Here is a 13415-nt window from a genome sequence, read left to right as displayed (position 1 = left end):
GAATCGAACAGCACAGGACGGAGTGGGTGCGGTGCAGACCTTCGGTGACCGATTGCAGCACGCTATGGGGCAATTCGGCCCCGTGTGCGTCGGCATCGATCCCCACCCCGGCCTGCTGGAGTCCTGGGGTCTCGGCGCCGACGCGGACGGTCTGGAGAAGTTCGCGGAGATCTGCGTCGAAGCCTTCGACGGCTGTGTCGCACTGGTGAAGCCGCAGGTCGCGTTCTTCGAGACCTACGGCTCGGCCGGAATCGCGGTGCTAGAGCGCACGATCGAGGTGCTGCGGGGCTCGGGCACGCTGGTGCTCGCCGACGCCAAGCGCGGCGACATCGGCTCCACCATGGACGCCTACGCGCAGGCCTGGCTCGCCGACGGCCCGCTCGGGTCGGACGCGGTGACGGTGTCGCCGTACCTCGGATTCGGCTCGCTGGCACCGGCTTTGGACCTGGCCGAGGCCAACGGCCGCGGTGTCTTCGTGCTCGCCGCCACCTCGAATCCCGAAGGGGCACAGGTGCAGCGGGTCGTCGCGGGGGATGGCCGCACCATCGCCCAGACGATGGTCGACGAGGCCGCCGCGCGCAACAAGGGCGCGGAATTCGGTTCCGTCGGCGTCGTGATCGGCGCGACGTTGACCGAGGCGCCGGACCTGTCCGCGCTCAACGGGCCGATCCTGATGCCCGGTGTCGGAGCCCAGGGCGGCGGGCCGGAAACCATCCGAGACCTGGTCTCGGAGGGGATGCTGGCGGCCGCGGTGCCTGCCGTCTCGCGGGAGGTGCTGCGCGACGGGCCGTCGGTTCCGGCCTTACGCGCCAGATTGAACGAACTGCAGGACGCGTTCGCGTTCCTGCGGAAATAAGCCACGAGACCGGCGCATCCGCGCCGGTCTCGCTGCTTTTCCGGGCTCATGTGCACGTGTGCATACGGCCCGTAGCGGGGCCTGTGTGCCCCGCTACGCCCGTTTCCGGGCCCGATGGTGCCCGGATGAGCTGACGGGCCTGGATCAGCCCAGCGGGGCGATCTCCTGACCTGCCTCTCGACATCTCGGCCGGGCAGATCGACAATCGATCGGCCCTGCGGTGGTGCCGAATCGGTCATTCGACCTGTCTGTGGCCCACGACACGCTGACGGACAACGCGACACGCGGGCATTTCCGAGAAAGTTCCTGGTCGGCTGGGCGCAGGTTTGCTGGGGACACATGTCACGTCATAGCAACCCTTCCGCTAACCTGTGTCAATCATGAAAACCCCCTGCTGACGAGGCATTTCGTGATTTCGGCGGTACGATCTGCGCAGCGACAGAGGAACGGTGCGGAACGTGCTGCTCTCGCGTCTACGGCATCCGGAATCATGCGCTGACCTGGGGGGTGGGTTCGCAATCGGCGGAGGTCGTGGGTACGGTCGCTGAGACTGCCGGGTTACCGGCAGGAGTTGATGCAATGAACGATGAGACGGAGGAACCGTGGCCCTTCCCCAGCTGACTGACGAGCAGCGCGCCGCTGCTTTGGAGAAGGCGGCTGCCGCTCGCCGCGCTCGGGCGGAGCTCAAGGAGCGCCTGAAGCGAGGCGGCACCAACCTGAAGCAGGTCCTCACCGATGCCGAATCCGATGAGATTCTCGGCAAGATGAAGGTGTCGGCGCTGCTGGAGGCCTTGCCGAAGGTGGGCAAGGTCAAGGCAGCGGAAATCATGAGCGAACTGGAGATCGCCCCCACCCGGCGTCTGCGCGGACTCGGCGATCGGCAGCGCAAGGCGCTGCTCGCCCGGTTCGACTTCGACGCCTGATAACGAGGGTGGTCGAACAAACGCGGAAGGGTCGGCTGGTTGTACTGGTCGGCCCCTCGGCCGTCGGAAAGTCGACCGTGGTCCGTTGTGTCCGCGAGCGACTGCCGCACCTGATCTTCAGTGTGTCGGCAACGACTCGGGCCCCTAGGCCCGGGGAAGTCGACGGTCTCGACTATCGATTCGTGTCCAGGGAAGAGTTCGACGCCATGATCGCGGCGGGCGAACTACTCGAGTGGGCGGATATACACGGTGGTTTGCAACGTTCGGGCACCCCGGCCGCGCCGGTACGGGCCGCCCTCGCGGAGGGTCTGCCCGTACTGGTCGAGGTCGATCTCGAAGGCGCACGCGCGGTACGCAAGGCAATTCCCGAAGCCACGCTCGCCTTCCTCGCCCCGCCCAGCTGGGAGGAATTGGTATCCCGGCTCACCTCGCGCGGCACCGAATCACCCGAGGTGATCGAGCGCAGGCTGGAAACCGCCAGGACCGAATTGGCGGCCTGTGACGAGTTCGACATCGTCATCGTGAACGACGAGGTGACCACCGCCTGTGAGCAGTTGGTATCGTTGTTCGTTAGCACAAATTCGAGTTCGTAACCCTTCCAACGCGCAGGAGCCCCCCTAGTGAGCAGTACGGACATCAAGACCGTTCCCGCATACGACACTCCGATCGGCCTGACCAACCCCCCGATCGATGAGCTGCTGGAGCGCACGTCGTCCAAGTACGCCCTGGTCATCTACGCAGCCAAGCGGGCGCGTCAGATCAACGACTACTACAACCAGCTCGGCGACGGCATCCTCGAATACGTCGGCCCGCTGGTCGAGCCCGGCCTGCAGGAGAAGCCCCTCTCGGTCGCGATGCGCGAGATCCACTCCGACCTGCTCGAGCACGTCGAAGGCGAGTAGCCGGACTGCTCGCAGTGAATTCAACTAGGCCGGAGGCGTAGTGACCACACGGATCGTCGTCGGCGTCGGCGGAGGGATCGCCGCGTACAAGGCCTGCGCGCTTGTCCGGCGGTTCACCGAGACCGGGCACAAGGTCAGGGTGATCCCCACCGAGTCGGCGCTGCAGTTCGTCGGCAAGGCAACCTTCGAAGCACTCTCCGGAAATCCGGTGCACACCGATGTGTTCACCGATGTGCCGGAGGTGCCGCACGTTCGGCTGGGCCAGGAGGCGGACCTCGTGGTCATCGCCCCGGCGACCGCCGACCTGATGGCGCGCGCGGCCGCCGGTCGCGCCGACGACCTGCTCACCGCCACGCTGCTGACGGCCCGATGTCCGATCGTGTTCGCGCCCGCGATGCACACCGAGATGTGGCAGCATCCGGCGACCGTGGCCAATGTCGCGACACTGCGCGCGCACGGCGCGATCGTCATGGAACCCGCGGCGGGCAGGCTCACCGGCACCGACACCGGACCGGGCAGGCTGCCCGAGCCCGAGGAGATCTTCGGGCTCACCACGCTGCTGCTCGAACGCGCCGACGCCATCCCGCGCGACCTCGAAGGCCGCCGGGTGGTCATCACCGCGGGCGGTACCAGGGAACCGCTGGATCCGGTGCGTTTCCTCGGCAACCGCAGCTCGGGCAAGCAGGGTTATGCCCTGGCCAGGGTCGCGGCCCAGCGCGGCGCGCACGTCACGCTGATCGCGGGCAACACCATCGAGATGGCCGCGCCCGCGGCCGTCGACCTGGTGCACATCACCACCGCCGAACAGCTCAAGACCGCGGTCGACAAGCACGCCGCCGGCGCGGACGCGGTGATCATGGCGGCGGCGGTGGCCGACTTCCGGCCCACCGATGTGGCCGCGGCCAAGATCAAGAAGGGCGCCGGCGAGCCGGACGTCATCGCGCTGACCAAGACCGACGACATCCTCGCCGGTCTGGTGCAGGCGCGCCGCGAGGGCCATCTGCCCGGCACCGCGATCGTGGGATTCGCCGCCGAGACCGGTGACGAGCACGGCGATGTGCTCACCTACGCGCGCGCCAAACTGGCCCGCAAGGGCTGTGACCTGCTGGTGGTCAACGCGGTCGGCGAGGGCAAGGCGTTCGAGGTCGACACCAACAACGGCTGGCTGCTCGGTGCGGACGGTACCGAACAGTCGCTCGACCACGGGTCGAAGGCGCTGCTCGCCAGCCGGGTGCTCGACGCGCTCGGGCCATTGTTGCGCTGAAATCAATTGCAAGACTGGATAATGATCCGAGTGGCGAGCCATCGGCACCGCGGTGCCCGGGGGGTCCGGGCGACGAACTGTCTGAGATAGAGGTCTCTCGACGCTCGGAACGTCAGTGGTTTGCCATAGTCTGAGATGAAGGGTTGCGGCGTGACGGCATCGCGTTACTGTCGCAAACCAGAGGAATACCCGTTGAGGGAGAGGGAAGAACTGTGCGCACGTCCGGCAGCCGGCTATTCACCAGTGAGTCCGTGACCGAAGGTCACCCGGACAAGATCTGTGACGCCATCAGCGATTCCATTCTCGACGCGTTGCTTGCGGAAGACCCGCGCAGCCGGGTCGCGGTGGAAACTCTCGTAACAACAGGCCAGGTGCACGTCGCCGGTGAGGTCACCACCTCCGCCTACGCCGATATTCCCCGCATCGTCCGGGAAAAGGTGCTGGAGATCGGATACGACTCCTCGGCAAAGGGTTTCGACGGCAACTCCTGCGGTGTGAACATCGCGATCGGCGCGCAGTCGCCCGATATCGCCCAGGGTGTGGACACCTCGCACGAGGCGCGCGTCGGCGGGTCCGACGACGAGATCGAGAAGCAGGGCGCGGGCGATCAGGGCCTGATGTTCGGCTACGCGACCACCGACACCCCCGAACTCATGCCGCTGCCCATCGCGCTTGCGCACCGGCTCTCCCGCAGGCTCACCGAGGTTCGCAAATCGGGTGTGCTGCCCTACCTGCGCCCCGACGGCAAGACCCAGGTCACCATCGAATACGACGGCGACCGGCCGGTTCGGCTCGACACCGTCGTCATCTCCACCCAGCACGCCGCGGACATCGACCTGGACAACCTGCTCGCCCCCGACATCCGGGAAAAGGTCGTCGAGGCCGTGATCGCCGACCTCGAGCTGCCCTCGCTGGACACCTCGAACATCCGGCTGCTGGTCAACCCGACCGGCAAGTTCGTGCTCGGCGGCCCGATGGGTGACGCCGGCCTGACCGGCCGCAAGATCATCGTCGACACCTACGGCGGCATGGCCAGGCACGGTGGCGGCGCCTTCTCCGGCAAGGACCCGTCGAAGGTGGACCGGTCGGCCGCGTACGCCATGCGCTGGGTCGCCAAGAACGTCGTCGCGGCCGGCCTGTCCGACCGCGTCGAGGTGCAGGTGGCCTACGCCATCGGCAAGTCCGCCCCCGTCGGCCTGTTCGTGGAGACCTTCGGCACCGAGAAGGTCGACCCGGCCCGCATCTCGGCCGCCATCTCCGAGGTCTTCGACCTGCGCCCCGGCGCGATCATCCGCGACCTGGACCTGCTGCGCCCGATCTACGCACCGACCGCCGCGTACGGCCACTTCGGCCGCACCGACGTCGACCTGCCCTGGGAGCACACCGACAGGGCGGACAAGTTGCGTGCTGCCGTCGGCCTGTAGGGATGGGGCCGGTGCCGGTGTGGGCGTGTCGTCCTGCCCTGGGAGGCTCTATCCGATTAGGGCGGATAAATTGCGCGCGGCCGTCGGCCTGTAGGCCGACGCCAGCCGAGTGAACAAACCCGCGGCGGAAACCCCCGCCATCCCGGGGGTACCGCCAGCGGGCCCCGCAGCCGTGGAGCACCCGATCGCTCGGGTGCTCCCGTTGCTGTCTCCGGCGCATTTGGACCGGGACTTCGATTATCTGGTGCCGCCTGAACTGGATGCCCTTGCGCAGCCGGGTGTTCGAGTGCGCGTTCGTTTTGCGGGACGGCTGGTCGACGGGTACCTGCTGGAGCGTCGCACGCACAGTGATCACGGCGGAAAGCTGGTCCCGCTCGAACGGGTTGTTTCCGGTGAGCGGGTGCTGACGCCGGAGATTTTGCAGTTGGCCACTGCGGTGGCTACCCGGTATGCGGGAACTCGGGCCGACGTGTTGCGGTTGGCGATTCCGCCGAGGCATGCGCGCACGGAAACCGGTGGGGTGAAGAAGAAGTCTGCCGAAGGTGATGCGGCGCAAGAGGATTCGTCGGCTGCGACGAAGGGTGGGAAGCGGGGCGGTGGTTCGGCTGCGAGTGTCCCGCTGAAGGTGAAGTCGGCGTCGGACGTGGGGTCGGCCGATTCGGCTGGGGCCGAAGCTGATTCGGTGACGGATGAGCCGATGGTGGATTCGAGTGCCTCAGCTGGGGTTTCGAGTGTGCCGAGCTCCGTTGCCGCGCAACATGTCTCGACTACGCCAGTAGGCGTTAATGAGCCAGTGCAGTCGTCGGAATCTGCATCCCTGACCGCCGCTTCCGATCGGATCGACACCGATTCCGGCACGCTTGATCCGGAGTCCGTCGCTGGCTCTGCAACTTCTGCGGCCGATCCTATAGCGACGCAAGATGTCTCGCCCATGCCGTCCGGCCCCGATGGTGCTGGCCCGTCGCCGCAGTCGTCCTCCGAGGTGGCGCTGAAAGCCAATTCAGCTGGTGGAGTGAGTGATTCGCTTGCCGGTTATGGTGCAGCAGGCGAGGTCGGCTCGGTCGGCGCCGCATCGGAGATGGCTGAGTCCGCAGGGACGCACGAAGTTTCGTCCGCGTCGGCAGGCAACGCCGCTGCGCCGACATCGCCGGAATCGAACGCCGCGAATGCCGAGGGAACCGAAGCGGATTCGGCGACCGACGCGAGTCGAACGCCAGGCGCGGCCGATGGCGGTGCCGAGCCTGTGTCTGGGTCGGCGACAGCGCAAGACGACCAGCAGGTCACTGTCGACCACGGCCCATGGGGACGGTATATCCATGGCCCGGCGTTCATGACCGCATTGGAGCAAGGCAAAGGTCCACGGGCGGCGTGGCAAGCGTTGCCGGGGGAGGACTGGCCGCGCCGCTTGGCGGAATTGGCCGCCGCGGTGGTCGCGCGCGGACGTAGCGCGATCCTGATGGTGCCGGATCAGCGGGATCTGGATCGCGTGCTGGCGGAATGCACTCGGCTGATGGGGGATTCGGCGGTCGGCTTGTCCGCAGGACTCGGACCGGCCGCGCGGTATCGGCGCTGGCTCGCGGTGCTACGCGGGACGGCACAGGTGGTGGTCGGTACCCGCAGCGCGGTGTTCGCGCCCGCGAAAAACCTCGGACTGATCGCGATCTGGGACGACGGCGACGACACTTACGCGGAACCGAGGTCGCCGTATCCGCATGCGCGTGAGGTGGCGATGCTGCGCTCGCACGAGACGGGAGCGGCGTTCGTCGCGGGCGGTTTCGCGCGAACCGCGGAGATCCAGGCGGTCGTCGAGTCCGGCTGGGCGCACGACCTGGTCGCCGACCGGATGGTGGTGCGGGACGCGGCGCCGCGGATCAGCGTGCCCGGCGATACCGATATCGCGCTGGAGCGGGATCCGGTCGCACGCGCGGTCCGCATCCCCGGCGTGGCCTACGCCGCGGCGCGGTCGGCGCTGAAGGAAGGCGCCGGCGTGCTGGTGCAGGTGCCGCGGCGCGGGTACGTCCCGTCGCTGGCCTGTGCGAAATGCCGGACCCCGGCCAGGTGCCGGCACTGCAACGGACCGCTCGCGCTACCGGACGGCCGTGCGCGGCACAGTGATTCGCAAGGCGACGCCGCGCACAGTCCGAACTGTCGCTGGTGCGGCATCACCGAGGCCGCCTTCCGCTGCGCGTCCTGTGGGTCGCGCGCGTTGCGTGCCGTGGTGATCGGCGCGCAGCGCACCGCGGAGGAACTCGGCCGGGCGTTCCCCGGTGTGCCGATTCGCGGATCGGGCGGCGGCGCGATGCTCGACACGGTGGAACCCGGCCCGCAAGTCGTGGTCGCGACCGTCGGCGCCGAACCGGTCCTGCCCGGCGGCTACGGCGTCGCGCTGCTGCTCGACAGCTGGGCCCTGCTCGGGCGCGCCGACCTCCGGGCGTCCGAGGATGCCTTGCGCCGCTGGATGACCGCCGCGACCCTGGTCCGGTCGCGCGGTCAGGTCATCGTGATGGCTGACCCCGGCATCCCCACCGTGCAGGCCCTGGTCCGCTGGGACCCGGTCGGTCACGCGCGAGTCGAGCTGGCCTCCCGCGCCGAAGTAGGCTTCCCGCCCGCCGTGCGCATGGCCGCCGTCGACGGCACCGCCGAATCCATCAACGAATTACTCACCGCCACAGACCTTCCGGCCGACGTCGACGTCCTCGGCCCCGTCCCGCTACCGGACGGCGCCCGCAAACCCTTCTCCTCCGGCGACTCACCCGCCGAAGTCGAACGCATCCTGCTGCGCGTCGACCGCAAGTCCGGCGCAGCGCTCGCGCGCGCGCTCACCGCCGCCCAGGCCATCCGCAGTACGCATCGTTCGGACGCGCCACTGCGGGTACAGATCGACCCGGTCGACATCGGCTGATCGAGGCCTCGCTCTCGGTGGCGGATTCGACTCTCGATTCCAAGCCCCTGGTGCGGAAAGCGCGCCACAAAGTTGTGCGGCAACGGTGAGCTGTTGGCCGCAGGTGGCGCATGGCGGCGGCAAAGAAGCAGACCCGCCGCCATGTCCCGCGCGACATTTCAGGCCGGGTGGGGTGGGACATGGTGGCGGCAGACGTCGAGTAGATCGGCCGCCATGTCCCGTTCGACGTTCGGGTGGGGGGCGTGTGGGACATTGGGGCGGCGAACGTCGGGAAGGACCGCCTAGTGCGCCACTCGCCGGAACGCCGGGGTGCGATCGGCTGAATCGACCGACTGCCCGTCACTCCGGATGTCGGCCCAGCGTGCGGTGAAGCCACAACGCCGAATCCGTCGCAGCGTGCGGTGAACCACCACACCGAATTCGGCACGCCTTGCGGTGAGCCACGACGCCGAACCTGTCGCACCGCGCGGTGAGCCACTGCGCCGAATTCGGCACGCCCTGCGGCGAGTTCGCAGGCACTTAAGGGGAACGCGCCGCGCCTCGTGATTGAGTGGACCGATGACGCCCCCTTCGCTCCGCCGCCCCTCAGCGTCCGTGTGCTTTGTGCTCGTCGCCCTGACTCCCACAGCCTGCACCGCCGACGACACGAATCCGGCGAAGTCGATCCTGACCCTGTCTGTATCCCCGCAAGCCCCTGGCTCGGCCGGCACGCGCATCGCCCTCACCTGTGAGCCCACCGGCGGTGAGCATCCCGCCGCAGACGCGGCCTGTGCGGCGCTGACTGCGGCCGACGGCGACTTCGACAAGCTCGCGGGCGATCCCACCGCGGTCTGCGTGCAGGTCTTCGAGCCGGTCACTGCGATGGCCACCGGCACCTGGCGGGGCAGGTCGGTCACTTGGGAGAAGACCTTCGGCAACAAGTGTGAACTGAGCGCCCGGACCACGCCCGTCTTCTAGCTCTCGGTGGTGCGCAGCGCCTCGATCTCCCGCTCGACCGCGGCGAGCAACTCGACCGGGCAGCCCCAATAGTCGTAGATTCCACCGCGGTCCCGGTTGCTGCCGCAGACGATGAATACCCCGGTGCCGAGTGCGCGTTTGAGGTGACCCGCCAGCCAGCCGACGAAGCCGCTGTTGTCCAGCCCGGCGGGGAAGTGGAACGAGAACAGGCCGAACTTCTCCACCTCGGCGCCCTCGGCCTCGGCGAACGGAACGAGCGCGCTCCAGCTCTCCGCGTCACGGACTACGGCGAGCGTCCGCGGCGTCAACTGCGGCGGCTCGGCCAGTGGGCTTTCCCGGAAACACCACACGCCGTCGTGCACGTCGAGGTCCGCTTCCGCGATGACCCGCCGAAGTCGTTGGGCCGTTTGGGCTTCGGTCTCGATGCTGATATCCACCACCCGCCAACCGTAGCAATGGTCGCTCGTGATTATTCTTTAACTGGCCGATCAGTTAATGATAAGATCGGGCTATGGCCAGAACCGTCGATCCGAATCGTGTCGCCGAACGCCGGCACGCCATCACCCTGGCCGCCGCCGAGCAGTTCGCCACGCACGGCTACGAACGCACCACCGCCACGCAGATCGCTCGCGCCGCCGGACTGAGTTCGGGCAGCGTCTTCTACTACTTCAAGGACAAGGCCGCCGTCTTCCGCTCGATCTTCGAGCTGTCGATTCCCTTGCACACCGCGGTGATTGCCCGCCATATCGACCGAACCGATTGTCTCGCTGCCATTCTCGACATCGTCGACGCGCTGGCCGCCGAGGCGTTGGACCCGGCGGCACCCGGGCTGATGGTGGAGCTGCTGCGCCGCCTCGGTCAGGACGAGGAGCTGACGAAGGTCGTTGTGGAGGATGCGCGATTGAGTGCCGAGGCGCTTGGCGCACTGGTCGAACGCGGCATCCGCACCGGGCAGATCGACCCGGGCTTCGAACCCATGGAGACCGCGCGCTGGATTCTCGCCGTCATCGACGGCGCCTTCCTCAATGCCGACCCCGATCACCCGCGTGACCCGCGCCCGCTGGTGCGCGCGACCGTATCCCGGCTGTTGCGGCCGATCGAAACGGAGCACCCATGACCACCACCTCCACACCTACTGTGCTGCGCTTCTCCTCGATGTGGCGCTGGCTGTTCGTGATCGGCGGACTGGCCGTCGGCTGCGGCCTCGGCTTCGCGGTGCCGCCGGTCGGGCGCTGGGCGATCAGCGTCGGCCTGGATCCCGGTCCGCTCCAGGTCGCGATGGCGGTGCCGCCGGTCTGGCTGGTGCCGGCCGCGGCGTGCCTCGGAATTGGCGCGGGCCTGGTGCTTTTCGAGATCGGCCGCAAGGAGAGCCTGACCCTCACCGTCGCCGACGACCACGTCGAACTGGTCAAAGAGGGTCGCGCACAACATGTGCCGCGGAAACACGTCGCCGCCGTATTCCGCGAGGACGCCGACCTGGTGCTCACCGATCATGCCAACCGCCGGCTCGCACGGTTCCGCGCAAACGACTTGCGCCGCACCGATATCGAGCACGCGTTCCGCAATCACGGCTATCCATGGCTAGCGCAGAACGATCCGTTCGGCGCGGACTTCATTCGCTGGGTCGACGGCCGACCCGAGACCGGGAAGGCCGCCGACACCCTGCTGCGCGCTCGTCGGCGCGCACTCGCCGACGAAAAGCCCCTCGTCGTGGAGGAACTCGATGAGGAACTGCTCGACCTCGGCATCGATGCCCGAGACCGTCAGGGGGAACAGCACATTCGATTGTTCGGCCAGGTCGAGTAGGCGACCTCGTCTGGTGACGAGACGACGGCAGCCATGCCTGCTGGTCAGGCGAGCTTCGCCCGGCGGTCAGGCAACCGCGCCAGGTAATCAGGCGAACACGTCTCGATTACGTTCGGCCCACTCGGCATAACTCGCGGGCGCCCGCCCCAGCACACGCCGCACGTCCTGGCTGATCTCCTGCTCGGCGGCGGTCGGTTCCCCCAGAATCGACAGCGTGTGCTCGACCACCGGCCCGGGCATGAACTGCGACATCCCCGTATATGCCTGTGCCCGAGTCAATTCCACGAATCGAACCGGTGCGTCGAGCGCGGCACCGATGGCGGCCGCCTGCTCCTGCGGTGTGCTGAGCTCGGGTCCGGTCAGGGTGTAGACCTGCCCGGCGTGCCCGTCCTCGGTCAAAGCCGCGGCCGCGACCGCCGCGATATCGGCGGGATCGATGGACGGCAAGCCGACCGCCCCGAAGGGCGCCGCGACCGTCCGTTCGGCCCGCACGGATTCTGCCCACGCGTACGTATTGCTGTAGAAACCGGCGGGCCGCAAAAGCGTCCACTCCAGTCCGGATCGCCGAATGGCCTCTTCGAAGGCGATCAACCGGGCATAGCCCTGGGCATCACTTCTGGTAGCAACCCCCTGCGACGACACGAACACCACCCGCCGCACACCACCGGCTTCAGCGACCTTCAGCAGCAACTCCGGATCCGGTCCGCCCACCAGTTGCTCGCCGGTGATGAGCAGGAACAACGCCTCGGCACCTGCGACGGCAGGGGTGAGGCTGTCCGGATCGCCCAGGTCGGCGCGCACCGAGCGCACACCGTCCGGCAGCGTCACGTCCCCGCCGCCTCGTGAAACCGCGGTGACCTGCCGGCCCGCCTCGGCGAGGGTCCGCACGAGGTGTGCGCCGATGTTTCCGGTTGCTCCGGTAACCACGATCATCATGTTCTCCATTTGAGTTAGTTGACTGACTAAATCGAACGTAACCGACGAACGCCCAGCTTGTCTATAGTGAGTTATGTGACTAACTCAGCAGCCGGAGAGCGGCGGAAGGGTGGTAAACGCGAGCGGCTAGGTGCCGCAGCCGCCCGCGTGTTCCACGAGCAAGGCGTCGAAAAGACCACCATCGCCGACATCGCCCATGCCGCGGACGTACCGGTCGGCAACGTCTACTACTACTTCAAAACCAAGGACCAGCTGGTCCGCGCCGCGATCGGCGCGCACGACCAAACGCTGAACAGCATGATCGCCGAGCTCGAGCAGCTGCCCGCACCGCAGGACCGGCTCAAAGCCCTGATCGGCGGCTGGGTCGACGAGCGCGAGACGGCCGCTAGATTCGGCTGCCCATCGGGCACCCTCGCCACCGAACTGGACAAGCGTGCCGACGGTCTGGACCGCGAGCTGGCCGGTGTCATGCGGCAGCTCGTCGACTGGGTGGAAACGCAGTTCGCGGCCATGGGTCGCGCGGACGCCGAGGAGCTCGCCGTCGCACTGATCGCCGCTTATCAGGGAATCTCGTTGCTCACCAACACCTTCCGCGATCCCGAGCTCATGGTTACCGAGGGGGAGAGGTTGGCGCGCTGGATCGATTCGCTGGCTTCCTGAGCCCTCGATGCCTCGGGAATGCTTCACCAGACTCTTGCGTTCGATGCATTGTCGATATATCGTCGATAATGTGAAACGAACACGAGAGCCTGAGGAGGCTTACATGGAACACCAAGGACATCGAGAATTCGGCCGGCGTGGCCCCCGGCAGCGCCCGGGCGGCGAAGACTTCGACCCGCGCCAGCGGTTCCGCCGCGGCGGACGACACGGGCACGGTCCCGACTTCGGACCGGGCTTCGGCCCAGGATTCGGGCCGGGTTTCGGACCGCACTTCGGTCGCGGCCGCGGTCGCGGCGGACGTGGCCGGCGCGGTGACGTGCGAGCGGCGGTGCTACTGCTGCTCACCGAGCGGCCGATGCACGGTTATGAACTCATCCAGCAGATCCGCGAGCGCAGCGACGACATCTGGCGTCCGAGCCCGGGGTCCATCTACCCCGCGCTGGCACAACTGGAAGACGAGGGCCTGGTCCTCATCGAGAAGATCGCCGGGCGCAAGACGGCCCAGCTGACCGAGGCGGGCACCGCGTACGTCACCGAACATCGGGACGACATCGGCGACCCGTGGGCCGACGTCAAGCAAGACGTCGGTGCGCAGGCCATCGACCTGCGTGAACTCGTCGGCCAGCTGATGGGCGCGGTGGCACAGGTCGCGGCGGCGGGCACCCCGGCGCAGGCGGCCCGCGCGGCGGAGCTGCTCACCGAGACCAGAAAGTCTCTTTACCGAATTCTGGCCGAAGACGAGACCCCCGAAAAGTAACGGGGTGTGAAACACCGCGTCAGAGTGC

General features: G+C 67.7%; 14 protein-coding genes and 1 pseudogene. 13 read left to right on the top strand and 2 right to left on the bottom strand.

The genetic code is table 11. The annotated features are described in order from the left end of the window. Nucleotides 1–31 precede the first annotated feature (31 nt). From pyrF to DBO33_RS29175, 9 genes and pseudogenes are all read left to right on the top strand, one after another. Entirely contained in the window at nt 32–856 is an 825-nt protein-coding gene (gene pyrF, locus DBO33_RS29215) for an orotidine-5'-phosphate decarboxylase (RefSeq protein ID WP_107660676.1), read from the top strand. Nucleotides 857–1458: 602 nt separating this feature from the next. Next, complete coding sequence (gene mihF, locus DBO33_RS29210; protein WP_014986450.1) at nt 1459–1779, top strand: integration host factor, actinobacterial type; 321 nt, start codon at nt 1459–1461, stop codon at nt 1777–1779. A gap of 8 nt (nt 1780–1787) precedes the next feature. Further along, nucleotides 1788–2372, top strand: a complete 585-nt coding sequence (gmk, locus tag DBO33_RS29205; RefSeq protein ID WP_107657940.1) for a guanylate kinase — start codon at nt 1788–1790, stop codon at nt 2370–2372. 27 nt (nt 2373–2399) lie between these two features. Continuing rightward, on the top strand, nt 2400–2681 hold the full coding sequence (gene rpoZ, locus DBO33_RS29200) for a DNA-directed RNA polymerase subunit omega (protein WP_107657939.1): 282 nt from the start codon (nt 2400–2402) through the stop codon (nt 2679–2681). A 40-nt stretch (nt 2682–2721) separates the two neighbouring features. After that, nucleotides 2722–3945 carry a bifunctional phosphopantothenoylcysteine decarboxylase/phosphopantothenate--cysteine ligase CoaBC gene (gene coaBC / locus DBO33_RS29195; RefSeq protein WP_107657938.1) on the top strand — a complete coding sequence of 408 codons (1224 nt, stop codon included), beginning with the start codon at nt 2722–2724 and terminating at the stop codon, nt 3943–3945. Between the two features lie 212 nt (nt 3946–4157). Beyond that, a complete protein-coding gene (metK, locus tag DBO33_RS29190; protein WP_107657937.1) occupies nt 4158–5369 on the top strand; it encodes a methionine adenosyltransferase in 1212 nt (403 codons plus the stop codon). 139 nt (nt 5370–5508) lie between these two features. Beyond that, nucleotides 5509–5880, top strand: a pseudogene (locus DBO33_RS29185) (primosomal protein N' family DNA-binding protein); the annotation flags it as partial. An 819-nt stretch (nt 5881–6699) separates the two neighbouring features. Next, nucleotides 6700–8271: a primosomal protein N' gene (locus DBO33_RS29180; protein ID WP_199857079.1), complete on the top strand. Its 1572-nt coding sequence runs from the start codon at nt 6700–6702 to the stop codon at nt 8269–8271. A gap of 558 nt (nt 8272–8829) precedes the next feature. Next, a complete protein-coding gene (locus DBO33_RS29175; protein ID WP_107657936.1) occupies nt 8830–9228 on the top strand; it encodes an SSI family serine proteinase inhibitor in 399 nt (132 codons plus the stop codon). Here the strand turns inward: DBO33_RS29175 and DBO33_RS29170 are convergent. Further along, nucleotides 9225–9668, bottom strand: a complete 444-nt coding sequence (locus DBO33_RS29170) for a DUF6196 family protein (protein ID WP_234391100.1) — start codon at nt 9666–9668, stop codon at nt 9225–9227. The two genes, DBO33_RS29175 and DBO33_RS29170, sit on opposite strands and share 4 nt — an antisense overlap. Before the next feature lie 71 nt (nt 9669–9739). On the opposite strand from DBO33_RS29170, the gene DBO33_RS29165 reads away from it, so the two are divergent. Together DBO33_RS29165 and DBO33_RS29160 are read left to right on the top strand one after the other, a co-directional pair. Further along, the gene (locus DBO33_RS29165) at nt 9740–10345 is read left to right on the top strand and encodes a TetR/AcrR family transcriptional regulator (protein WP_107657935.1); all 606 of its coding nucleotides are present in this window, start codon (nt 9740–9742) and stop codon (nt 10343–10345) included. Next, nucleotides 10342–11034, top strand: coding sequence for a YqeB family protein (locus DBO33_RS29160; protein WP_107657934.1), 693 nt, complete (start codon nt 10342–10344; stop codon nt 11032–11034). Before DBO33_RS29165 ends, DBO33_RS29160 begins: the two co-directional genes overlap by 4 nt. 87 nt (nt 11035–11121) lie before the next feature. Here the strand turns inward: DBO33_RS29160 and DBO33_RS29155 are convergent, their stop codons facing one another. Beyond that, on the bottom strand, nt 11122–11979 hold the full coding sequence (locus tag DBO33_RS29155) for an SDR family oxidoreductase (protein WP_234391099.1): 858 nt from the start codon (nt 11977–11979) through the stop codon (nt 11122–11124). 66 nt (nt 11980–12045) lie between these two features. On the opposite strand from DBO33_RS29155, the gene DBO33_RS29150 reads away from it, so the two are divergent. Together DBO33_RS29150 and DBO33_RS29145 are read left to right on the top strand one after the other, a co-directional pair. Continuing rightward, nucleotides 12046–12630, top strand: a complete 585-nt coding sequence (locus DBO33_RS29150) for a TetR/AcrR family transcriptional regulator (RefSeq protein ID WP_107660673.1) — start codon at nt 12046–12048, stop codon at nt 12628–12630. A 103-nt stretch (nt 12631–12733) separates the two neighbouring features. Beyond that, nucleotides 12734–13387 (top strand): PadR family transcriptional regulator, encoded by a 654-nt coding sequence (locus DBO33_RS29145; RefSeq protein ID WP_107657933.1) that lies wholly within the window; start codon nt 12734–12736, stop codon nt 13385–13387. Nucleotides 13388–13415 lie beyond the last annotated feature (28 nt).

Source organism: Nocardia suismassiliense (assembly GCF_900269665.1).
GTDB classification, from domain to species: Bacteria; Actinomycetota; Actinomycetes; order Mycobacteriales; family Mycobacteriaceae; genus Nocardia; species Nocardia suismassiliense.
This window is presented reverse-complemented; position numbering and strand designations above follow the sequence as displayed.